The sequence below is a fragment of the Paenibacillus sp. 10L310 genome (assembly GCF_056395745.1).
Genome location: NZ_JBFTKC010000003.1, coordinates 555,051 through 575,868, shown reverse-complemented (window position 1 = coordinate 575,868; position 20,818 = coordinate 555,051). Strand labels below are relative to the sequence as shown.

General features: G+C 46.9%; 22 protein-coding genes. All 22 read left to right on the top strand.

Features of this window, described 5'->3' with window-relative positions:
- The first annotated feature begins 106 nt into the window (after window positions 1-106).
- On the top strand, window positions 107-1,204 hold the full coding sequence (locus tag AC1DE7_RS11630) for a sugar ABC transporter substrate-binding protein (protein ID WP_036672016.1): 1,098 nt from the start codon (window positions 107-109) through the stop codon (window positions 1,202-1,204).
- Window positions 1,205-1,316: 112 nt separating this feature from the next.
- Window positions 1,317-2,834, top strand: a complete 1,518-nt coding sequence (locus AC1DE7_RS11625) for a sugar ABC transporter ATP-binding protein (protein WP_477534402.1) — start codon at window positions 1,317-1,319, stop codon at window positions 2,832-2,834.
- Window positions 2,831-3,817 carry an ABC transporter permease gene (locus AC1DE7_RS11620; protein ID WP_017687695.1) on the top strand — a complete coding sequence of 329 codons (987 nt, stop codon included), beginning with the start codon at window positions 2,831-2,833 and terminating at the stop codon, window positions 3,815-3,817. The genes AC1DE7_RS11625 and AC1DE7_RS11620 overlap by 4 nt, the downstream gene beginning before the upstream one ends.
- A gap of 217 nt (window positions 3,818-4,034) precedes the next feature.
- Entirely contained in the window at window positions 4,035-4,307 is a 273-nt protein-coding gene (locus AC1DE7_RS11615; RefSeq protein WP_024630670.1) for an HU family DNA-binding protein, read from the top strand.
- Between the two features lie 169 nt (window positions 4,308-4,476).
- Window positions 4,477-4,698: a trp RNA-binding attenuation protein MtrB gene (gene mtrB / locus AC1DE7_RS11610; RefSeq protein ID WP_017687697.1), complete on the top strand. Its 222-nt coding sequence runs from the start codon at window positions 4,477-4,479 to the stop codon at window positions 4,696-4,698.
- A 121-nt stretch (window positions 4,699-4,819) separates the two neighbouring features.
- Entirely contained in the window at window positions 4,820-5,371 is a 552-nt protein-coding gene (locus tag AC1DE7_RS11605; protein WP_017687698.1) for a hypothetical protein, read from the top strand.
- 101 nt (window positions 5,372-5,472) lie between these two features.
- Window positions 5,473-6,336, top strand: a complete 864-nt coding sequence (locus tag AC1DE7_RS11600) for a heptaprenyl diphosphate synthase component 1 (RefSeq protein ID WP_477534401.1) — start codon at window positions 5,473-5,475, stop codon at window positions 6,334-6,336.
- Between the two features lie 15 nt (window positions 6,337-6,351).
- The gene (locus tag AC1DE7_RS11595; RefSeq protein ID WP_036607690.1) at window positions 6,352-7,080 is read left to right on the top strand and encodes a demethylmenaquinone methyltransferase; all 729 of its coding nucleotides are present in this window, start codon (window positions 6,352-6,354) and stop codon (window positions 7,078-7,080) included.
- A complete protein-coding gene (locus AC1DE7_RS11590) occupies window positions 7,073-7,939 on the top strand; it encodes a UbiA-like polyprenyltransferase (protein ID WP_047843561.1) in 867 nt (288 codons plus the stop codon). Before AC1DE7_RS11595 ends, AC1DE7_RS11590 begins: the two co-directional genes overlap by 8 nt.
- Window positions 7,940-8,560: a UbiX family flavin prenyltransferase gene (locus AC1DE7_RS11585; RefSeq protein ID WP_017687702.1), complete on the top strand. Its 621-nt coding sequence runs from the start codon at window positions 7,940-7,942 to the stop codon at window positions 8,558-8,560.
- A gap of 343 nt (window positions 8,561-8,903) precedes the next feature.
- Window positions 8,904-9,878 carry a polyprenyl synthetase family protein gene (locus AC1DE7_RS11580; RefSeq protein WP_017687703.1) on the top strand — a complete coding sequence of 325 codons (975 nt, stop codon included), beginning with the start codon at window positions 8,904-8,906 and terminating at the stop codon, window positions 9,876-9,878.
- Between the two features lie 154 nt (window positions 9,879-10,032).
- On the top strand, window positions 10,033-10,476 hold the full coding sequence (gene ndk / locus AC1DE7_RS11575) for a nucleoside-diphosphate kinase (protein ID WP_017687704.1): 444 nt from the start codon (window positions 10,033-10,035) through the stop codon (window positions 10,474-10,476).
- Window positions 10,477-10,501: 25 nt separating this feature from the next.
- Window positions 10,502-11,296 carry a CheR family methyltransferase gene (locus AC1DE7_RS11570; protein WP_047843560.1) on the top strand — a complete coding sequence of 265 codons (795 nt, stop codon included), beginning with the start codon at window positions 10,502-10,504 and terminating at the stop codon, window positions 11,294-11,296.
- 178 nt (window positions 11,297-11,474) lie between these two features.
- Entirely contained in the window at window positions 11,475-12,644 is a 1,170-nt protein-coding gene (gene aroC, locus AC1DE7_RS11565) for a chorismate synthase (protein WP_017687707.1), read from the top strand.
- A gap of 1 nt (window position 12,645) precedes the next feature.
- The gene (gene aroB, locus AC1DE7_RS11560; RefSeq protein ID WP_036607679.1) at window positions 12,646-13,740 is read left to right on the top strand and encodes a 3-dehydroquinate synthase; all 1,095 of its coding nucleotides are present in this window, start codon (window positions 12,646-12,648) and stop codon (window positions 13,738-13,740) included.
- 5 nt (window positions 13,741-13,745) lie between these two features.
- Window positions 13,746-14,123, top strand: coding sequence for a chorismate mutase (gene aroH / locus AC1DE7_RS11555; protein WP_315370822.1), 378 nt, complete (start codon window positions 13,746-13,748; stop codon window positions 14,121-14,123).
- A 503-nt stretch (window positions 14,124-14,626) separates the two neighbouring features.
- A complete protein-coding gene (gene trpE, locus AC1DE7_RS11550) occupies window positions 14,627-16,195 on the top strand; it encodes an anthranilate synthase component I (protein WP_477534400.1) in 1,569 nt (522 codons plus the stop codon).
- 68 nt (window positions 16,196-16,263) lie between these two features.
- A complete protein-coding gene (trpD, locus tag AC1DE7_RS11545; protein ID WP_477534450.1) occupies window positions 16,264-17,304 on the top strand; it encodes an anthranilate phosphoribosyltransferase in 1,041 nt (346 codons plus the stop codon).
- Window positions 17,294-18,082 (top strand): indole-3-glycerol phosphate synthase TrpC, encoded by a 789-nt coding sequence (gene trpC / locus AC1DE7_RS11540; protein WP_419889264.1) that lies wholly within the window; start codon window positions 17,294-17,296, stop codon window positions 18,080-18,082. The genes trpD and trpC overlap by 11 nt, the downstream gene beginning before the upstream one ends.
- Window positions 18,083-18,117: 35 nt before the next feature.
- On the top strand, window positions 18,118-18,819 hold the full coding sequence (locus AC1DE7_RS11535) for a phosphoribosylanthranilate isomerase (RefSeq protein ID WP_047844410.1): 702 nt from the start codon (window positions 18,118-18,120) through the stop codon (window positions 18,817-18,819).
- Entirely contained in the window at window positions 18,816-20,015 is a 1,200-nt protein-coding gene (gene trpB / locus AC1DE7_RS11530; RefSeq protein WP_017687714.1) for a tryptophan synthase subunit beta, read from the top strand. The genes AC1DE7_RS11535 and trpB overlap by 4 nt, the downstream gene beginning before the upstream one ends.
- Window positions 20,012-20,818, top strand: a complete 807-nt coding sequence (gene trpA, locus AC1DE7_RS11525; protein WP_076250004.1) for a tryptophan synthase subunit alpha — start codon at window positions 20,012-20,014, stop codon at window positions 20,816-20,818. Before trpB ends, trpA begins: the two co-directional genes overlap by 4 nt.

The following is a 20,818-nucleotide window of genomic DNA, read 5'->3' as shown; positions in this document are numbered from 1 at the left end:
TTAGCTTTAAATTGCTAAAACCCATTTACATACTAGGGATTAGCCGTTATATTAATATTCAACTATTGTGATCGAGATCACAGAGAGTGGACAGGGGGATACAGAGATGAAAAGAAAAGAGACTAAATGGGTATGGTTGAGTGTGTTATTAGTATTTACATTGGCGCTGTCCGCTTGCGGAATCAAAAAAGAACCGGCAGCCACTCCAGCTTCGGGTGCATCAGATGATACACCAAAAACGGAAGCAGTTACAGGCCCTCTAAGCGGCAAACGGATTGCACTTATTATGGAGTTTAATACAGGTACTTTCTCGCAGCAATATGTACAAGGTGTAAAAGAAGAAATCGAAAAATTCGGTGGAGAACTGACAACGTTTGTTGCCGATAATGACAAAGCAAAGATGGTATCCTTGCTTGATAGCGCTATTAACCAGAAGTTCGATGCCATTCTCACGGATCACGGTGATTCCCTATTAGAGCCAGGCGTGAAGAAGGCAGTAGAACAAAATATTCCAGTGGTCGTGTTTGACGCAGCTATCAGTGTTCCAGGAGCTACAGTCCTGTCGCAGGATGACCAGAAGATGGCTGAACTGACACTGGAGCAAATGAAAAAAGATATCAATGGACAAGGCAATATTGTCAAAGTATGGGTAGCTGGTTTCGCACCGATGGAACGCCGTCAGATTGCATACGGTGAATTCATGAAAGCAAATCCGGACATCAAGGAAATAGCTACATTCGGTTCTGCACAGAATCCGGCGCTGGATACACAAGCCAAAATGGAAGCTATTCTCAAGCAGTATCCAAAAGGTGAGATTACAGCTGTATGGACTGCATGGGATGAGTTCGCCAAAGGTGCAGCACGTGCCATTCAACAAGCTGGACGTGATGAGATCAAAGTGTATGGTATCGATATGAGTGACGAGGATCTGCAAATGATTCAGGACCCGAAAAATCCTTGGGTTGCTTCTGCGGCTGTGGATCCAACAGATATTGGTCGCGTCCAGGTACGTTATGCTTATCAGAAATTGAACGGGGACGAGACGGAAGATGCAGTTGTTCTTAACCCGGTCTATGTTCAACGCGAAGCTCTGCCGGATAAACAAATCTCCACTTCGGAGCTGTCTGAGTTCGTTGAAGGTTGGGGTGGCAGCACACAAGGAATCAAGGACTGGATGAGTGAATACGGAATTACTGCTAAATAAGCAGCGTAAGGGAAGCGCGCCGCAAGGCGCGCTTTTTCCACCATAATGAAGATGTGCAAGTCTGGATGAGAAATGGGATACTCCCGTATGGGAACGATTGGAGGTTAACATCATGAGCACTGCACCGATTCTGCTTCAAATGGAACATATCCACAAGCAGTTTTCAGGTATTCCTGCACTGAAGGATGTGGATTTCTCTGTAAAAGGTGGGGAGATTCATGCGCTGCTGGGTGCCAATGGTGCCGGTAAAAGCACGTTAATGAAAATTTTGTCCGGTGCCTATCCATTGGATCAGGGAACGATTCAGTTAAGTGGACAAGCGCTTCATTTGAGTTCTCCGGGAGACGCGAAGGCAAGTGGGATTCACTGTGTCTATCAGGAAGTGGATGCGGCACTGGTGCCACAGCTGACGGCTGCGGAGAACATTATGTTGGATCAGTTGGCTTCATCTGCTGGAGGTTGGTGGAAAAGTCCACGGAAGCTGCAACAGCGCGCGGTTGAGGCATTGAAGCAATTAGGGGCGGACATATCCGTTCACCAAAAAGTGGCCGATCTGACACTTGCAGAAAAACAGATGATTTTGCTGGCACGGATTTTGATTCAGGATGCCAAGGTCATCATTTTTGACGAGCCTACTGCACCGCTGAGTCAGGAAGAAACGGATGCATTTTTCCGTATTGTACATCTGCTGAAGGAGCGGGGCGTAGCCTGCATTTTCATTACCCATCGTCTTGCGGAAGTGACGGGTCACTGTGATCGCGTTACGGTTATGAGAGATGGACAACATGTATTTACTGGTGAAGCAAAGGGACTGACGATCAATGATTTGGTTACTCAGATGTTAGGCAAACCATTTGAAGAAGAATTTCCAAAGACGGAAGCGCCCGTGGGGGAACTGCTTTTGGAGGCGCGTGGGCTTCGTCGTGGAGTGAAGGTTAAAGGTGTTAACCTCTCTGTAAGCCGAGGTGAAGTCCTCGCTGTGGTGGGTCTGGTAGGCGCGGGTAAAACGGAAAGCTCTCGTTTGCTGATTGGTGCAGATCGGCTGGAGGGAGGCGAGATCCGGCTTAAAAACCGTAATCTCCGCCTATCTCAGCCTGCGGATGCGGCGGCTCTGGGGATTGTTTCTGTACCGGAGGAGCGGCGTAAACAAGGAATCCTGATTCAGGAGAACGTGGAACGAAATTTAAGTCTACCTTTGCTAAGTCGTCTTAGTACATTAGGTTTCGTAAGCCGTAAGAGGGAACGTCTAAACGCAGAGTCATTGGTGAAACAGCTTGGAATTAAAACATCGTCCGTGAAACAGGAAGTGAAATATCTAAGCGGTGGTAACCAGCAAAAGGTAGCCATTGGTAAATGGCTTAATGCGGATGCGGATGTATTTATATTTGATGAGCCAACCAAAGGCGTAGATATTGGGGCAAAAAGTGACATTTTCCGCATCATTAATGAACTGGCTTTGGCGGGCAAGGGTGTAATCTATTTCACCTGTGAACTGGATGAAGGCATGGGAATTGGTGACCGAATCGCTGTCATGTGCGAAGGTGTTATCGTAAAAGAGTTCAAACGAGGCGAGACTAACCAAGAACAGCTGCTATACTATGCAAGCGGTGGACAAGAGGTGCAATCATGAAGGATAAATCACTGGATTTTGCGTTCCGTTACGGGGCGATTATAGTCATAATAGGTGTTATCGCATTTTTCGGCATTAAATTGCCTTATTTCTTTACGTACAGTAACTTGACCGATATTTTGGGCTCGATCTCTATCGTTACTTTTGTAGCGATCGGTGTTACGTTATCTCTCATTGTTGATGGATTCGATCTCTCGGTTGGGGCGACTGTCTCATTAACTACCGTCGTTACTGCTTCGTTAATGATTTGGTATCAACAACCACTGGCAATTGTAATTATTGTGCCACTAATCATTGGCGCTGTTATTGGTTTACTTAACGCTTTGCTCATTGTAAAATTGCGTATTCCGGATTTGCTCGCCACCCTTGCCACGATGTACATTATCGGAGGTATTCACAAAACGTATGCACAGGGATATACCATTTACAATCACATGCAGTTCCCTGATGGGAGCAAAGCTGCGGGAGAGATGGACCCGACATTCCTGCTAATAGGGCAGGGTAAATGGCTTGGTATGCCGATATCGGTTATCATGCTACTTATTGCGGTAATAGGTGTGCATATCTTTTTGACGTATACGAAATATGGGCGCCAGATGTACATTACAGGTGGTAATGAGGAAGCTGCACGGTTGTCTGGAATCAAGGTGAAAAAGGTGCGTACACTCGCCTATGTAGCCGCTGGAGTGTTTGCAGCAATCGGGGGTATCATCTATGCCTCCAAAGTAGGATCTGGGCAAATTGATGCGGGATCACCGTTGTTAATGGAATCCGTAGCTGCAGTATTTGTCGGTTTCTCTGTGTTTGGTGCGGGTAAACCAAATGTCATCGGAACCTTCATTGGTTCGGTTCTGATTGGTGTACTTGTGAACGGTTTAACAATGATGAACGTACAGTATTTCACACATGATATTGTAAAAGGTGGGGTTCTCGTGCTTGCCCTGGCGGTTACATTTTACGTCTTAAACCGCAACCGGACTTGAAATTGTGGGCTGTCTGTATTAGTATGAAATTTGTTCGGCGTCTGAAATGCCCGTGGTTTCAGACGACATTCTGCCGAAAATGACTGTTGACCGCAGGCGGAGATTTGTGTTCAGCGCTCAAGATGTACGTAGATTTTTTGCGTATGAACGTATATTTCGCTATAAAACGGAAACACAGTATAACATTCAGGACATTGATACAGGAGGTGAAAAACAAATGAACAAATCAGACTTGATTACACACGTATCTGAAGCGACTGAATTGTCCAAGAAAGATGTAACGAAAGCGGTTGATGCCGTATTCGAAGCAATCTCTGAGGCTCTTCAAAGCGGAGATAAAGTACAATTGGTTGGTTTTGGGAACTTCGAAGTTCGCGAGCGCTCTGCACGTAAAGGACGCAACCCGCAAACAGGTGAAGAAATCGAAATTCCTGCGAGCAAAATTCCTGCATTCAAACCAGGTAAAGCGCTCAAAGACGGAATTAAATAAGATTTCTACATATTCCATATGTCGACAAAAAGACCGTGACTTGTTCACGGCCTTTTCTTTTGCCCTTTAACGATGATTCTTGCGGTTCATTCGTATAAGGCGCAGGTTGACAAATGAAACAATCTTAATCATCATTAACGCTATCGAACTAAAGAAGGGGACATGCGTGATGGATCATCCAACCGGCAATGATTATATTGTAATTAAGGCAGAGGAAAATGGTGTCCAGGTGATCGGATTAACCCGAGGTCAGGATACACGTTTTCACCACACCGAGAAATTGGACAAGGGTGAAGTGATGTTTGCCCAATTTACCACCCATACTTCAGCTATTAAAATCCGGGGCAAAGCCACGCTGATTACCAAGCATGGACAGATTGAATCGGAGTAATGGACAGATTGAATACATTCAAATGAAGATTGCAGGCATAGCCTGCTTTTTTTCATTGTACAATGAGGTATGAGCCTTTACCGGACAGACTACACTAACAGGTAAAGGCAGGGAGGCGTATATGAAACCGCGGATGATTGTTACTGCTTCAATGCTGGCAACGGTTGCGGCGGTCTTTCTGCTTGTTGCGATACAAACCTTACATATGCGTACATGGGGCGGGGACAACGTACAGCCTGCCTCTGCATCACATCATCCAGTTCAGCTAACGAATGACAATCTGGTTGATGTGCTAAGCTCCATGCAACTATCAACTCCCATTGCAAGAGTGGAATGGAAGCAGTCCATTTTGAGACTGGACCTCAAAGTTAAAGGAACGGGTACAAGTTACACTGAAATCTATGAGAACATGGCAGCTGTGGCGGATCTTGGCTTTCGGAGTCTGGATAACGTGGATCAGGTGCTGCTGCGTGTGATGGCAGAAGATGAATGGATGCATAAACGACATCTGTTACTTGCTGCTGATATTCGGCGTGGAGAGTGGCCTCTGTATGCGATTGAAACATTACGGAACTGGAAAAGTGCGGCCTTTTCAGATGAATTGAAGGACTGGTTTCATTTGATGGAGACCGAACTCTGGAAGAAGCAATTCGAAATGACAAGTCAGGGGTAATAGAATAGCAGGATTCAGTGCGTGCCCGTTCAACATATGCTATAATATATAAGATTGTAGTGCAGAAAAGGTTTAACAATGTTAAGGCTCGGAGGCTGAGAATGAATTCATATCGCGTACCCCAACTAGCAAAGAAATATACGGATTACGACATGATTCGACAACATACGGAAATCCCATCATTTCCGGATAGCCGAGCACGTCTGTTGCAGGTATTTGTGGGCCGCACAGACGAAAAGGTGCATCAAGAGTTATATGCTCTTGCAACTTCGCTCGTTCAGTTGGCCATGGATACGCATGATCGAATCGATACCATTTCCGGTGAGCGGAAAGAGCAAGAGATGCGTTCACGTCAGTTGAATGTACTCGCCGGGGATTATTTAAGTAGCCGTTTTTATCAATTGCTTGCCCAAGCGGGCAGAATTGAAATGATTGGCAAACTCAGTGGTGCTGTATCCGGAGTGAACGCACGCAAGATGACGCTGTATGAACGGATGAAGAAGCTTCTCGTTTCGGCTGACGAATACTTGCGTGAAACGGTACAGCTGAGAATGCAGCTGTTTCTTTCATTTACAGGCATGATTCAACATAACGAAGAGTCTTTATGGAACAGCCTGTTGACCGAATTCAGCTCCTGCGAAACGATCGTGGAAGAACTGAAGCGGATGAATGACGCAAAACGATATCTTCACAGCTATGCATATTGGCACATATACGAGCATGGTAATGACGATGAGCGCAAAGTGTTGCGTCAGTCTGAATTGGATGCACGTGCATGGAACGCTATGGTGCTGAAGCATAGGGTTGGCGAGGTTTTGCTGGACAAGCTTCGCGAGTGTACACACCGCATTCAACTGTTGTTGCAAGATGAGGAAGGGCGGATGGGCTTGCAGGAGATACATGCAATTCTAGAGCCTTACTTGGCATATTTGCAGCCTTCACATGCGGCAGTAAGGGAAGATTGAGGGGGAGACAGACGAATGGGGAGCGGAGAGACCAAACCGAAAGAAGAATATGTCCATTCGGTTTTTCAGAGTATAGCCGGAAAATATGATGTCATGAATGATATCCTAAGTTTCCGGAGGCATAAGGCTTGGCGTAAATTCACCATGAAAAAGATGAATATGTCCAAAGGCGATACCGGTCTTGATTTGTGCTGCGGCACATGTGACTGGACGCTTGCTATGGCAGAGGCAAGTGAAACGGGGCACATGCACGGACTTGATTTCAGTAGCAACATGCTGGAGGTCGGCCAGACAAAGATCAATGCGGTGCAACGTCAAAAACAGATTACCCTGACACAGGGAAATGCCATGTCACTTCCTTTTGAAGACAATTCGTTTGATTATGTGACGATCGGGTTTGGGTTGCGTAATGTACCTGATCTCAGACAAGTGTTGTCTGAAATGAAACGTGTGGTCAAACCGGGTGGTATGGTTGTGTGCCTGGAATTGTCCAAGCCAACATGGCAGCCGTTCAAAGGCATTTATTATTTTTATTTTGAGAAGGTTTTACCGAATCTTGCCAAAGTGTTTGCTAAAAGTTTTGAGCAGTACAAATGGCTACCGGACTCACTGGCCATTTTCCCGGGAAGGCAGGAACTGGCAGACATTTTTGCAGAAACTGGATTACAACAAGTGCAGGCCTACCCTCTGACCGGAGGTATCGCGGCACTGCATATTGGAACCAAGGAGAATCAGCATGTTTAGGAAAATTCGCATCTTTTTAGAAATGATCAAGATTGAACACACGCTTTTTGCTTTACCTTTTGCATTTATGGGGGCGATCCTCGGCTCCATGGTAGTGAATGATACCTTCCCAAGCTGGATGCAGATTATGTGGGTATTGCTTGCGATGGTCGGCGCACGTAGTGCGGCTTTTGGTTTGAACCGAATTATCGACCAAGCGATTGATAGCAAAAACCCGCGTACCGCGATGAGAGCCATCCCGGCAGGACTGTTGAAAAATGGGGAAGTTGTTATATTTGTCATTATCTCATTTATATTGTTATTCTGGGCCTCATCCAATCTTAATGTATTATCGATGCAGCTGTTACCTATTGCTGTGTTTATGTTGGTACTGTATTCGTACACCAAACGATTCACATGGTTATGCCACATTGTTCTCGGAATGACTATTGGTTTGGCACCACTTGGTGGCTGGGTAGCTGTAACAGGAACGATGGATTGGACAGCGATTGTGCTGTACGTTACGATTGTGTTCTGGACAGCGGGCTTTGATATTATCTATGCATGTCAGGATCTGGAATTCGATCAGGGAGAGGGTCTTCACTCCATACCTTCCCGTTTTGGCCTGGTTAAATCCTTGCAGATCGCTAAGTTCTTCCATGTGATTACTGCAATTGGTTTTCTTGCGTTATTGTTGATGACAGATCTGAGCTGGTGGTATGGCGCAGGCATGTTGGTGACGTATGGAATTCTATTCTATCAACACTATATTGTATCGCCTAATGATATGAGCCGTGTTCAAACGGCGTTTTTTACCATGAACAGTTTGCTTAGTTTAATTGTATTTACGTTCACTCTGATTGATCTGGCGGTGAAATAAATGGTGCAGCAGCCGGACAATAAACGACTGGTTGTCGGAATTACCGGAGCGAGTGGCAGCATATATGGCATTCGATTAATTGAAACGCTGCTTGATTTGGAATATAACGTTCATCTGGTCATATCCAATGCAGGGTGGCGTGTACTGAAAGAAGAATTGGACTGGGATGTGACGAATCGGGACGCGGTGCTGGAAGAAAAATTCGGCAACCGTGCCGGTTCTCTGATCTATCATCCTGTGAGTGATATAGGGGCCTCCATTGCTAGTGGTTCTTATCTGGCCGACGGCATGATTATCATGCCATGTTCGATGGGAACTCTTTCGTCCATCGCGCAGGGATCGTCGGATAATCTGATGTCTCGCGCAGCCGATGTTATGATGAAAGAGGGAAGAACATTGATCCTAGTACCGCGTGAGACGCCTCTTCATGCAATCCATCTGGAGAACATGCTGAAGCTTTCTCGTCTTGGTGTACGAATGATACCGGCTATGCCTGCTTTTTATTACAAACCTCAGACTATGGATGAGTTGATTCTGTTTTTGGTGGGGAAAGTGCTGGATAGCTTGCGCATCCCACATCAACTGTTTACAAGATGGGGAGAACCGGATGAACGGGGATAACGACTGAGTTCGATACAAGGCTGTTTTTTGCCAAAGTGTTGCTCGGTTTATTTGTCCCCCGAATCCCGGGGTATTGGTGAGCACTGATGGTGAGTCTTCATGAACCACAGTCTTGACCCATGCTCCGGCAACTTCTGTATTTTGTTTCAGAACAAGTCGCAGAGTTTAATTTTCGGGTGTCGGCTATGACATTCGGAGAAGAAAAACACGTTAGATTACCTTATAGAACAACACAAGCAAGAACGGTAAGCCGGGTTTTTCGTAATGCCTGCAGGCCCGACTTGCTGGAGGGGAAGGTAAGCATGAATTTATGGACTGACAATACGCTGATACGGGTGAACGAATGAAACTATTGGATATTTTCGGGTTGTTAAAAAAGGACATGGATTACATTGAGAAAGAATTGTATCGCAGTGTTCGAGGAGAACAGAAGCTGCTGAGTGAAACGTCACTTCATTTGCTCAAAGCAGGAGGAAAACGGTTGCGGCCCGTTTTTGTGTTACTTGGTGGGAAATTTGGTACATACGACATTGAACGTCTGAAGCTGGTTGCGGTTCCGCTGGAACTCATCCATTCGGCATCCCTCGTTCATGATGATGTCATTGATAATGCGGAGACACGCCGAGGCAAACCCACGGTGAAGTCAAAATGGGATAACCGGATTGCCATGTACACTGGAGACTATATCTACGGTAAGGCACTTGAAATGACTGCCGGATTATCCGATCCAGCGATTCATCGTATCCTTGCCAAAGCTATGGTACAGATGTCCATTGGTGAGATGGAGCAAATTCGCGACTTTTTCAATACGGGACAAAGTGTTCGTAACTATCTGCTACGTATTCGCCGCAAAACAGCACTTCTGATTGCAGTTAGTTGTCAGTTAGGGGCATTGGCTACACGTGCGCCTGAGCATGTATCTTCCCTGCTGTATACGTACGGATACAATGTGGGGATGGCTTTCCAGATTCAAGATGATGTACTTGATCTGGTAGGTACCGAGAAACAACTTGGCAAGCCACCTGGCAGTGACATGAAGCAAGGAAATATCACTCTTCCTGTACTTTATGCCTTAGAAGAATCCGATCTGCGGGAACCTTTGCTTAAGGAGATTTCCCGTGTCCAGCATGAAGAAGGACGGGCAAGTGCATCGGATGCAATTGGAATGATTCGACAAAGTCAAGGAATTGCTAAAGCTGAAGCCCTTGCTGACCGATATATGAAGAAAGCGCTCGATGCTCTCGATCAGCTACCTAACATCAAGACGACCAAAAACCTGCGTGATATCGCTCATTTTGTGGTTAAACGTACACATTAAACAATGTATGACCTTCGACTCTCAGATTACTCATACCCAAAGATGAACAGAACTGTGAGATTCCTCATTGGGAGGATTTGGACATGTATGTTACAATCATAGGGATTGCGTTTACATAGTGATTAACTTTGAACCGTGAGTGAGGAGTGAGCTGATGGATCGTACATTTTTGATGGTGAAGCCGGATGGTGTGCAGCGTGGATTGATCGGTCGAATTATTAGCCGTCTGGAAGACAAAGGATTTAAGTTGGTGGCAGGCAAATTGGTGCAGATGTCTGAGGATCAGGCAAAACGCCATTATGCTGAACATGAGGGTAAACCATTTTTCGATGATCTGGTTCGTTTTATCACATCGGGGCCTGTATTTGCCATGGTGTGGGAAGGCGACGATATTGTGGCGCTTGCGCGCATCGTCATCGGAAAAACCAATGTGAAGGAAGCAGCTCCGGGTACCATTCGCGGAGACTTCGCCAGCCACACACCACATAATCTGATTCATGGGGCAGATTCACCGGAAAGTGCTTCCCGTGAAGCAGCAAATTTCTTTGCTTCAGATGAACTGGTGGTATACGACAAGAGCATCGCAGCCTGGTTGTAATTATTAGCCAAAAGGGTGATACACGATGCTGGAGCAAGAACAACTACTAGACCCGGATTACACCGGATTCATTCGTAAAATCAAAGAGAGCACAGGCATTGATCTTGCTCAATACAAGGAAGGCCAGATGAAAAGAAGGCTGACCACACTTCGCAACAAAAACGGGTTTCATACATTTTCTAACTTTTTTGAAGCTATGCAGAAAGATAAATCATTGTTTTACGAATTCCTTGATCGTATGACGATTAACGTGTCGGAATTCTGGCGTAATCCCAATCGTTGGGAAGTGCTGCGGGACGAGATCCTGCCTGAGCTGCTGGGGTCCAAGCGTCGTGCTAAAGTTTGGAGTGCGGCCTGTTCAACAGGTGAAGAACCTTATACACTTGCCATGATTCTGGACACGATGGGCATTTTGAAGGACAGCTCCATTACGGCAAGTGATCTGGATGAAGGTGCTTTGGCCAAAGCCAAGGAAGGGCGTTATATGGAACGCTCACTTAAGGATGTGCCAAAGGAAACGGCGAACCGTTACTTCAAGCAGGATGGCTTGGTATACCGTATTGATGAGCAACTCAAAAATTCGATCAAGTTCATGAAACAAAATTTGCTGGTGGACCGTTTTGACGATGGGTACGATCTGATTGTGTGCCGGAATGTCATGATCTACTTTACCGAGGAAGCCAAAAACCTGTTGTATCACAAATTTGCAGCAAGTTTGCGTCCAGGCGGTATTTTGTTTGTGGGCAGTACGGAGCAGATCTTCTCCCCGGGACAATATGGTCTGGAGACAGCAGAGACATTTTTCTATCGGAAAAAATAATTATAATGGTTGTTCAGCCGTCTGAAGCACATGTACATGTGTTCAGGCGGTTATTTGTATACCAAGTACAAGAAAGAGCCGACTTTCTTGTCAAAGCCGGTCAGCTATACTATAATAAGCAAAGAAATTATGGGATTTTAGCAATGTGAAGTTTAACAGTTTAAAGGGGGAACGTATTATGAGTTTACGCTATTTAACCGCAGGGGAGACGCACGGACCCCAATTGACCGCTATTATTGAAGGATTGCCAAGTAATTTGACAATTGATTTTGAAGAACTGAATTTCCAGCTTCACCGCCGCCAAAAGGGATATGGCCGTGGACGCCGGATGCAGATCGAGAAGGATCAGGCGAATTTCGTTGGTGGTATCCGTCACGGATATACAACAGGTGCTCCGGTAGCGCTGGTTGTTCAAAATAACGACTGGAAACATTGGCAGAATATTATGAATATTGAGCCGATTGAAGGCAGTGACGAAGAGAAACGTCGCGTTCATCGTCCTCGTCCCGGACACGCTGATCTGAATGGTGGACTCAAGTATAATCTTAAAGACTTGCGTAACGTACTGGAGCGCTCCAGTGCACGTGAGACAACGGTACGTGTGGCATGTGGTGCCATTGCACGTCAATTCCTGGCTGAATTCGGAATCAAGGTAGCTGGACGTGTACTTCGTATTGGAGAGATCGAAGCTCCGTATCAGGACCTTCCGATTGATGAACTGATCGCAGTAACAGAAGCTTCCTCTGTACGTGTTACGGATGCTGAGACAGAGAAGAAGATGGAAGCCTACATCGACCAGATTAAACAAGAAGGCGATTCCATCGGAGGAATAGTGGAATGTATCGTTGAAGGTGTACCTATTGGTCTTGGTAGTTATGTTCAATACGATCGCAAACTGGATGCACGAATCGCTCAAGGCGTAATGTCCATTAATGCATTCAAAGGTGTAGAGATTGGTATCGGATTCGAAGCCGGAGTTATTCGGGGATCACAGGTGCATGATGAAATCATGCATACGGATGAACGCGGCTACCACCGGGCAACCAACCGTCTGGGTGGATTCGAAGGTGGTATGACAAACGGTATGCCAGTCGTTGTACGTGGTGTGATGAAGCCGATCCCAACGTTGTATAAGCCACTGCAAAGTGTCGATATCGATACAAAAGAAGCATTTACGGCTCAGGTTGAGCGCTCGGACGCTTGTGCTGTACCAGCAGCGAGTGTGGTTATGGAGCATGTTGTAGCGTGGGAAATTGCCAAAGCATTCCTGGAGAAATTCGGCGGGGATTCCATGGAAGAGATCCGTGCCAATGTTGCTAGTTATAACGCTCAACTGGAGAATTACTAATATGCGTCAGCTGACGGTACAGTTGGAGGAACGCTCATATCCGATTCTGATTGGCAGCGGTCTATTGGCACAAGCCCCTCAATATTTTGAGCAATATGGGTTGACCAAAAAAAGTCCGTTACTCATCATTACAGATGAAAATGTGGCTCCCAAATACTTGTCAGGTTTGGAGCAAACGCTGCGTACGGCTGGTTATACAGTCGTATCGGCGGTTGTACCCTCTGGTGAAACATCGAAATCCCTTTCGGTGTACCAGGATATGATGACCGTTGCTATTGAAGGCAAACTGGATCGGAGTTCTGCGATTCTGGCCTTAGGTGGTGGTGTAGTAGGTGATCTGGCTGGTTTTGTTGCCGCTACATATATGCGTGGAATCAAGTTTGTTCAAGTACCTACAACGATTTTGGCGCATGACAGCAGTGTAGGCGGCAAGGTGGCTGTCAATCATCCGCTGGCCAAAAATATGATTGGTGCATTCCACCAACCCGAGCTAGTGCTCTATGATGTGGACACACTTCAATCCTTGCCGCCACGAGATGTATCGGCAGGGTTGTCAGAGATGCTGAAGCACGGGCTGATCCGTGATGAGGCTTTTGCACATTGGTGTGAGGAACATGCGGAAGAACTGCTTGCGCTTAATCCGGAAGCACTTGGATACGGCTTGGAACGTGGATGTGGCATTAAGGCGGAGATTGTATCCAGAGACGAACGTGAAAATGGAGAACGTGCGTTGTTGAACCTGGGACATACGATTGGTCATGCCATTGAAGCGATTGCCGGTTATGGAGAATTTCTGCACGGAGAAGCGATCTCGATCGGTATGGCTGGATCAGCATTGCTTGGTGAGAAGCTTGGTGCGCCAGCAGGGCTCTATGAAGATACGGTCCGCATGTTGCGTTCACTTCGCCTTCCAACAACGATGCCTGCGCATCTCGACACGGATGCATTAATGGAAGCGATGATGCATGACAAAAAGTTCCGTGAAGGTCATATGGTGTTTATCATTCCTGATCGGATTGGGGCTGCAAGAATTGTGAAGGACGTACCTGTGTCGGCAGTTCGGGACGTCATTGAAATGCTCAGGAAGGGAGAATAACAGCGATGGTCACACGGGGAATTCGCGGGGCTACAACAGTCACGCAGAACAACGAAGAACAGATTTTGAAGGAAACGGCAGTATTGTTGCAGGAGATCGTGGATCGCAATGAGATCCAACCGGAAGATATCTGCAGTGTGTGGATTACGTTAACTGGGGATCTGGATGCTGCTTTCCCGGCAAAAGCTATTCGCCAACTGGATGGCTGGGAACTCGTACCACTAATGTGTGCACTGGAGGTTCCTGTTAAAGGTGCCTTGGCGCAGTGCATTCGTTTCATGGTGCATGTCAATACAAACAAAGATCAGAATGAAATCAACCATGTGTATCTGAACGGTGCACAGGCATTACGTCCGGATTTGGCAACACCTTCTGGTTCTTAAGTAGTGGGTTGTCAAACCGATCATAATGATGTATAGTGAGAACCAGTTGAGTAGAGTAGAGATTGAGCTGAGAGCAGCTGAGCTAGTGGAGTATATAGCAGAGTCCAGTGGGTGGTAACCGGGGCAACAGAAACCGGTCAACTGATTCACGGTACGTCGTGCTACGGAATAGGTAACAGGAACAGGGAAAACAAACGTGTCATAGGACATCTTTTGTTTTGATATATTTTGGTACAAACACAATCAATGCACTCTCCTATATTTTACGTAATATTGGAATGAGTAGTTGAAGTGTTATAACTAATTTATTTTCCCGATTTGGATGATGTGAGATGCATCAATTCAGCGACCTGTGAATAATCCGACAGCGAAGTATAGGGACTTGTTATTTATGAAGCATCACCCTGTTAAATACAGCTTATAACCAAACCTCTACCTGATGGTAGAGGTTTTTTTGTACATATAACCTTTTCTTCTACCTAAATCTGAAAGGACGTGATCTGATGATAACGCCAAACGTTAATCAAGTACTGAAAATGTCGAATGAGTATAATCTGATTCCGGTAGTCAAACGGATTCTGGCAGATATGGAGACTCCGATTCGAATATTCCGCCGTTATGCTGACAACGACCGGGCATTCCTGTTGGAAAGTGTAGAGGGCGGTATCCAATGGGCGAGATACTCGTTCATCGGTACAGATCCGTTCCTGATGATTTCGGCCAAGAAGGGCCGGATTGTTGTAGAAGAAGCAGGGAAGACTCGTGAATTGCCAGGTAAACCGATCGAAGAACTGAAAGCACTGCTGCGTAAGTATCGCAGTCCAAAAGATGATGAACTGCCACCATTCACAGGTGGGGCAATTGGTTTCTTCGGATATGATCTGCTGTCCTATTATGAGAAACTTCCAGCTCACGCGCTGGATGACCTGAATATGGATGACATTCGCTTTATGTTCTGTGACCAGATTATCGTGTTTGACCATGTGAAGCAGCAGATGCTGCTCGTTGGTAATGTACACGTAAAGGACAGTGCAACGGATGATGAGATACGCCAAGCGTATGCAGTGACTTCGGAGAAGCTGGAGCAGGCGGCAGAACGTTTGCAGCAGCAAGGACCAGGGGAGAACCTGAATCCGCGTTCCATTCCGGGAGACGTGGAACTGGGGGATATTCGCTCCAACCTCACGAAGGAGCAATTTATCGGTAATGTAGAGCAAGCCAAAGATTACATTCGCGCAGGTGATATTTTTCAAGTGGTATTATCCCAGCGTTTCCACATTGATACGGAAGTTTCTCCGCTTCACGTGTATCGTGTGCTTCGGACCCTGAATCCATCACCTTATATGTACTACCTCAAAATGGATGATGAGATTATCGTGGGTACTTCGCCAGAAGCGCTGGTCAAGGTGGACGGGAATCGTGTGGAGACACGACCGATTGCAGGTACACGTCCAAGGGGGGCAACAGAAGCGGAAGATCGTGCACTCGCTGCTGATCTGCTCCAGGATGAGAAGGAACGCGCGGAGCATCTGATGCTAGTTGATCTGGGGCGTAACGATCTGGGCCGGGTATCCAGTTTCGGCAGTGTGAAGTGTGACATGTTCATGGAGATTGAACGGTATTCTCACGTTATGCACATGGTATCCAACGTTACGGGCGAGCTTAGAGAAGATAAGGATTTCTTCGATGCATTCCTCTCTTGCTTGCCAGCGGGTACTGTATCCGGAGCACCGAAACTGCGTGCAATGGAGATTATCGCGGAACTGGAGAAAGAGGCACGTGGAGCTTATGCAGGAGCAATCGGATACCTTGGTTTCTCGGGTAACATGGACTCCTGTATTACGATTCGTACGATTATTTTTAAAAAAGGAAAAGCGTATGTACAGGCCGGAGCGGGAATCGTATGGGATTCTGTGCCTGAGAATGAATATGAGGAAACGGTTAACAAAGCTAAAGCATTGCTCAAGGCGATTCGAACAGCAGAAGCAATGTTTCCTGCCAAAGAAAAGGACAGCACGTTGAGACTGGCGAATGCAGACTACTTTGTCACACCAGCGGCCGCTAAGAACTGAGAGAGGAGGGACCGGAGATGAACATAAACCCAATAATGAATGAGAACCCTGTAACCCCTATTGCTGAGATTACTCGTGAGGAAGGCATGAAAAATGGCCTGGCGAAGATTCTAGAGGGCAGCCATCTGGAGCAAGCCGAAGCAAGAGATTTGATGTACTCGATCATGAGAGGTGAGGCAACGCCGGCTCAAATCGGAGGTTTGCTGATGGCGCTACGGATGAAGGGTGAAACGGTAGATGAGATCACCGGTTTTGCTGAAGCCATGCGTGGTCAGGGCGGACGAATTCTAACGGATGGCAGCGGCTTGCTGGATACTTGTGGAACAGGTGGATCGGGTATTCACAAATTCAACATTTCCACAGCATCCGCGATCATTGCCTCGGCCGTCTCGGTTCGGGTCGCCAAACATGGCAACCGTTCAGCTTCAGGCAAAGCGGGTAGTGCAGATGTATTAGAGGCACTCGGTGTAAATATCCATCTGAACGGGGAGCAGGCCAGACAATGTCTGGATGATATCGGAATCTGCTTCTGTTTTGCCCAGGTATATCACCCTTCCATGCGACATGCAGCAGGACCAAGAAAAGAGCTGGGGGTTCGTACCATTTTCAATATGCTCGGACCATTAACCAATCCTGCGGGAGCAGATCGCCAATTGCTTGGCCTGTATGATCGTTCCCGGACGCCGATGATTGCTGAAGTACTGAATCGTCTTGGTCTCAAAAGAGCGTTGGTCGTGGCCAGCCATGATGGTCTGGATGAAATCAGTATCTCGGCACCGACTCAGGTATCTGAACTTCGCAATGGTGAAGTGCACACCTATGATATTGATCCACGTGATATGGGTTTGTCTCTGCATCCGCTTGAAGCGGTACTTGGAGGAGATGCGACACAGAATGCCGAAATTATTAAGAGGATCTTCCAGGGTGAGCAGAGTGCCTATCGTGATGTCGTTCTGTTGAACGCCGGAGCGTGCATCTATGTATCCGGTCTTGCAGATAGCATTGCTGAAGGGGTGACACTTGCCGCAGAAGCGGTAGATTCGGGCAAAGCTGCCGGGAAGCTTGAACAGTTAATTCATACAACGGAGGCGTATAGTCATGTATCTTGATCGAATCGTTGCAACCAAACATAAAGAAGTTGAAGTTCTTGCACAAACATTTAACATGGATGAAGCTATCCAAAAAATCGAACAACTACCCGCAACCCGGGGGTTTGAACAAGCACTATCAAGCGGACGCAATCGCAAACTCGGCCTTATTGCTGAAGTGAAGAAGGCATCGCCGTCCAAAGGGTTGATCCGTCCGGATTTTCATCCGGTAGAGATTGCTGCCGCTTATGAACGAGCAGGTGCAGACTGCATCTCCGTATTAACAGATGTGTCGTATTTTCAAGGGAGCAATGAGTACTTGCAGGCGATTCATCAAGCGGTGAACATTCCGCTATTGCGCAAGGATTTTATTATAGATGAACGACAGATTGCCGAGGCAAGATTGCTGGGTGCGGACGCGGTATTGCTGATTGCCAGTATTCTGACACCTGAACAGATTCGTCAATATCTGGAATTTGCCAAAAGTTTGGGGCTGGATGCCTTGATTGAAGTCCATGATCGAACAGAACTGGAGCAGGTATTGGAGATTCCGCAGGCAACACTTGTGGGCATCAACAATCGTAATTTGAAAACATTCGAAACCAGCCTGAACACGACACTGGATTTGATGGAATTGATTCCAAGTGGCGTTACCTTGATTAGCGAAAGTGGTATTGACGGACCAGAATCAACAGTACCTCTGATCCAGGCCGGTGTTCATGGTATTCTCGTAGGTGAGCATCTCATGCGCAAGGATGATGTCGAGGCGGCTGTATATGATCTGATGGGACCCAAATGATGAATACTTCCTTACACGATGGCACAGGCGACAGTATGTCAGAACTGAGAAACCCGCTGCCAGCGGCCGTAAAAATATGTGGACTTCAGGACGTTGAAGTGCTAAAATCGATGATAAACTTGCCTGTGGATTACATTGGTGTTGTTTTTGCCAAATCACGCCGCCGAATCGAACCCGAGCAGGCTGCTGCATTAAGAACGGTGTTGTTCGAATGGTCTACCTATGATCGGCCGAAGCTTGCGGGTGTATTTGTGAATCCTACGCTCGAAGAACTGGAACACATTATGGACATTGCTCAGCTGGATGTTATTCAACTGCATGGACAGGAGACTGCGGAATTTTGCCAGCAGGTGAAGCAGCGGTGGAATGCCGCAGTGTTCAAAGTTTTTTCTTTTCCCAAAGATGAAACGGGACCGGAAGCTGATGATGCAGCCATAAGGGCTCTTGATACTTATGATAAATACGTGGATGCGATATTGCTTGATACCCATGATCCTCTATATGGAGGGGGCTCCGGGAAAACGTTTGCCTGGGAGCGAATCCCTGCCTATGCTGAATGGGCGAAAAGTCGCGGAATTGCTCTGTTCGTTGCAGGAGGGTTGCAGCCGGACAATGTACAACAACTAATACAGACATATGCACCTTTCGGCGTCGATGTATCCAGCGGCGTGGAGACTGAAGGTGTGAAGGATATTGCCAAAATTACAGCATTCGTAGAAAGGGTGAAGCAGGCATGACACATCAATTGCCGGATCAACACGGGCGTTTCGGTCACTTCGGAGGCCGCTTTGTACCTGAGACACTAATGAACGCACTTATTGAGTTGGAGGAGGCATACAGCCACTTCTCTGAAGATGAGGAATTTAACAAGGAACTGAACTATCTGCTAAGCGAGTATTCTGGACGTGAAACGCCATTGTATCATGCAGAGCAATTGTCACGCCGATTGGGCGGACCGAAAATTTATCTGAAACGTGAAGATCTCAATCATACAGGCGCGCACAAAATTAATAACGCCATTGGACAAGGTTTGCTTGCCAAACGGATGGGCAAAAAGAAAGTTATTGCCGAAACGGGTGCAGGTCAACATGGCGTTGCGACCGCAACCGTAGCCGCATTGCTTGGACTGGAATGCAAAGTATTTATGGGCGAAGAAGATACAGAGCGTCAGCAGTTAAACGTATTTCGGATGAAGCTGCTCGGAGCAGAAGTAATTCCGGTGACGTCCGGAACACGGACACTGAAGGATGCTGGTAATGAAGCACTTCGCTACTGGGTCAGCAATGTAGAGGATACGTTCTATGTGCTCGGATCAGTGGTTGGTCCTCATCCATATCCGATGATGGTGCGGAATTTCCAACGTGTGATTGGTGATGAGACCCGTCGTCAGATTCAGGAGATCGAAGGGCGTTTGCCGGATGTAATTGTAGCCGCTGTTGGTGGAGGAAGTAATGCGATCGGTATGTTCTATCCATTTATCGGTGATCAGGATGTGAAGCTTGTTGGTGTTGAAGCCGCAGGCAAAGGGGTCGAAACCGAGTATCACGCTGCAACGATGACCAAAGGCACGCATGGTGTATTCCAGGGATCTATGAGTTACCTGTTGCAGGATGAGTATGGACAGGTTCAGCCAGCGCATTCCATCTCGGCCGGACTTGATTATCCGGGTGTTGGTCCGGAGCATTCCTATCTCAAGGATATTGAACGGGCAAAATATGTACCGATCACGGATCAGGAAGCACTGGATGCCCTGCAACTCCTATGTCGGACGGAGGGAATCATTCCTGCTCTGGAGTCTGCACATGCGGTTGCCCAAGTTGTCAAACTGGCGCCTGAACTTACAGCAGATGATATTGTAGTCATTTGTCTGTCGGGACGTGGAGACAAGGATGTTGAATCCATCATGAAATACACGGGAGGTGACTTGGGATGAATCTGATGGACCAGACCTTCCAGCAATTGAAGGAACAGAATCGTACGGCACTTATTCCATTTTTAACCGTGGGAGACCCGGATGTGGACACAACGATTGATATCATCAAGGAGCTTGAACAGGCTGGAGCGGATATTTTGGAACTGGGTGTTCCCTATTCCGATCCGCTTGCAGATGGCCCAGTCATTCAGCGCGCTTCCGAACGTGCGCTGAAAAGCCAGATTACCATTCGTACTGTGATGGAAACCGCTGCAAAAGCTCGTAAGGCAGGTGTGAAACTGCCGTTTGTACTGTTCACTTATTATAATCCGGTATTGCAGACAGGCCTGGATGTATTCTTTGATGAATTGGTCAAACACGATATTAGTGGCATGATCATTCCGGACCTGCCAATTGAGGAAGCGGAAGAGATGCGAGAACGCGCAAATCGTGCTGGTGTGCATCTGGTGCCGCTTGTTGCACCTACATCTAATGCCCGGATTGAGCGGATTGTAACGGGCGCGAGGGGCTTTATCTATTGTGTATCATCCCTTGGGGTAACCGGAGAGAGAGCTTCTTTCTTTGATGGCGTAGAGAGCTTTATTGAGACGGTGAAAAGTCTAACAGACCTCCCTGTAGCGGTAGGTTTTGGTATCTCCAGTCATGAGCAGGTGGCACATTTCTCCCGCATCTGCGATGGCGTTGTTGTAGGTAGTGCTATTGTTCGTCAGGTGGAAGATGCGATTCCTCTGCTTGAAAATCCGGATACGCGTGCAGCGGGACTGTTGCAAATTCGCAACTTTGTGGCACAATTAAAGGGATAG

What these genes read in the sequence shown, in the direction of transcription:
- AC1DE7_RS11600 (WP_477534401.1), top strand. Translation starts at nt 5,473, where the DNA reads ATGAATTCATATCGCGTACCCCAACTAGCAAAGAAATATACGGATTAC.
- trpE (WP_477534400.1), top strand. Translation starts at nt 14,627, where the DNA reads ATGATAACGCCAAACGTTAATCAAGTACTGAAAATGTCGAATGAGTAT.
- aroB (WP_036607679.1), top strand. Translation starts at nt 12,646, where the DNA reads ATGCGTCAGCTGACGGTACAGTTGGAGGAACGCTCATATCCGATTCTG.
- AC1DE7_RS11535 (WP_047844410.1), top strand. Translation starts at nt 18,118, where the DNA reads ATGTCAGAACTGAGAAACCCGCTGCCAGCGGCCGTAAAAATATGTGGA.
- AC1DE7_RS11590 (WP_047843561.1), top strand. Translation starts at nt 7,073, where the DNA reads ATGTTTAGGAAAATTCGCATCTTTTTAGAAATGATCAAGATTGAACAC.
- AC1DE7_RS11630 (WP_036672016.1), top strand. Translation starts at nt 107, where the DNA reads ATGAAAAGAAAAGAGACTAAATGGGTATGGTTGAGTGTGTTATTAGTA.
- AC1DE7_RS11615 (WP_024630670.1), top strand. Translation starts at nt 4,035, where the DNA reads ATGAACAAATCAGACTTGATTACACACGTATCTGAAGCGACTGAATTG.
- ndk (WP_017687704.1), top strand. Translation starts at nt 10,033, where the DNA reads ATGGATCGTACATTTTTGATGGTGAAGCCGGATGGTGTGCAGCGTGGA.
- AC1DE7_RS11625 (WP_477534402.1), top strand. Translation starts at nt 1,317, where the DNA reads ATGAGCACTGCACCGATTCTGCTTCAAATGGAACATATCCACAAGCAG.
- aroH (WP_315370822.1), top strand. Translation starts at nt 13,746, where the DNA reads ATGGTCACACGGGGAATTCGCGGGGCTACAACAGTCACGCAGAACAAC.
- AC1DE7_RS11570 (WP_047843560.1), top strand. Translation starts at nt 10,502, where the DNA reads ATGCTGGAGCAAGAACAACTACTAGACCCGGATTACACCGGATTCATT.
- mtrB (WP_017687697.1), top strand. Translation starts at nt 4,477, where the DNA reads ATGGATCATCCAACCGGCAATGATTATATTGTAATTAAGGCAGAGGAA.
- AC1DE7_RS11620 (WP_017687695.1), top strand. Translation starts at nt 2,831, where the DNA reads ATGAAGGATAAATCACTGGATTTTGCGTTCCGTTACGGGGCGATTATA.
- trpB (WP_017687714.1), top strand. Translation starts at nt 18,816, where the DNA reads ATGACACATCAATTGCCGGATCAACACGGGCGTTTCGGTCACTTCGGA.
- aroC (WP_017687707.1), top strand. Translation starts at nt 11,475, where the DNA reads ATGAGTTTACGCTATTTAACCGCAGGGGAGACGCACGGACCCCAATTG.
- AC1DE7_RS11595 (WP_036607690.1), top strand. Translation starts at nt 6,352, where the DNA reads ATGGGGAGCGGAGAGACCAAACCGAAAGAAGAATATGTCCATTCGGTT.
- trpA (WP_076250004.1), top strand. Translation starts at nt 20,012, where the DNA reads ATGAATCTGATGGACCAGACCTTCCAGCAATTGAAGGAACAGAATCGT.
- AC1DE7_RS11605 (WP_017687698.1), top strand. Translation starts at nt 4,820, where the DNA reads ATGAAACCGCGGATGATTGTTACTGCTTCAATGCTGGCAACGGTTGCG.
- AC1DE7_RS11580 (WP_017687703.1), top strand. Translation starts at nt 8,904, where the DNA reads ATGAAACTATTGGATATTTTCGGGTTGTTAAAAAAGGACATGGATTAC.
- AC1DE7_RS11585 (WP_017687702.1), top strand. Translation starts at nt 7,940, where the DNA reads ATGGTGCAGCAGCCGGACAATAAACGACTGGTTGTCGGAATTACCGGA.
- trpC (WP_419889264.1), top strand. Translation starts at nt 17,294, where the DNA reads ATGTATCTTGATCGAATCGTTGCAACCAAACATAAAGAAGTTGAAGTT.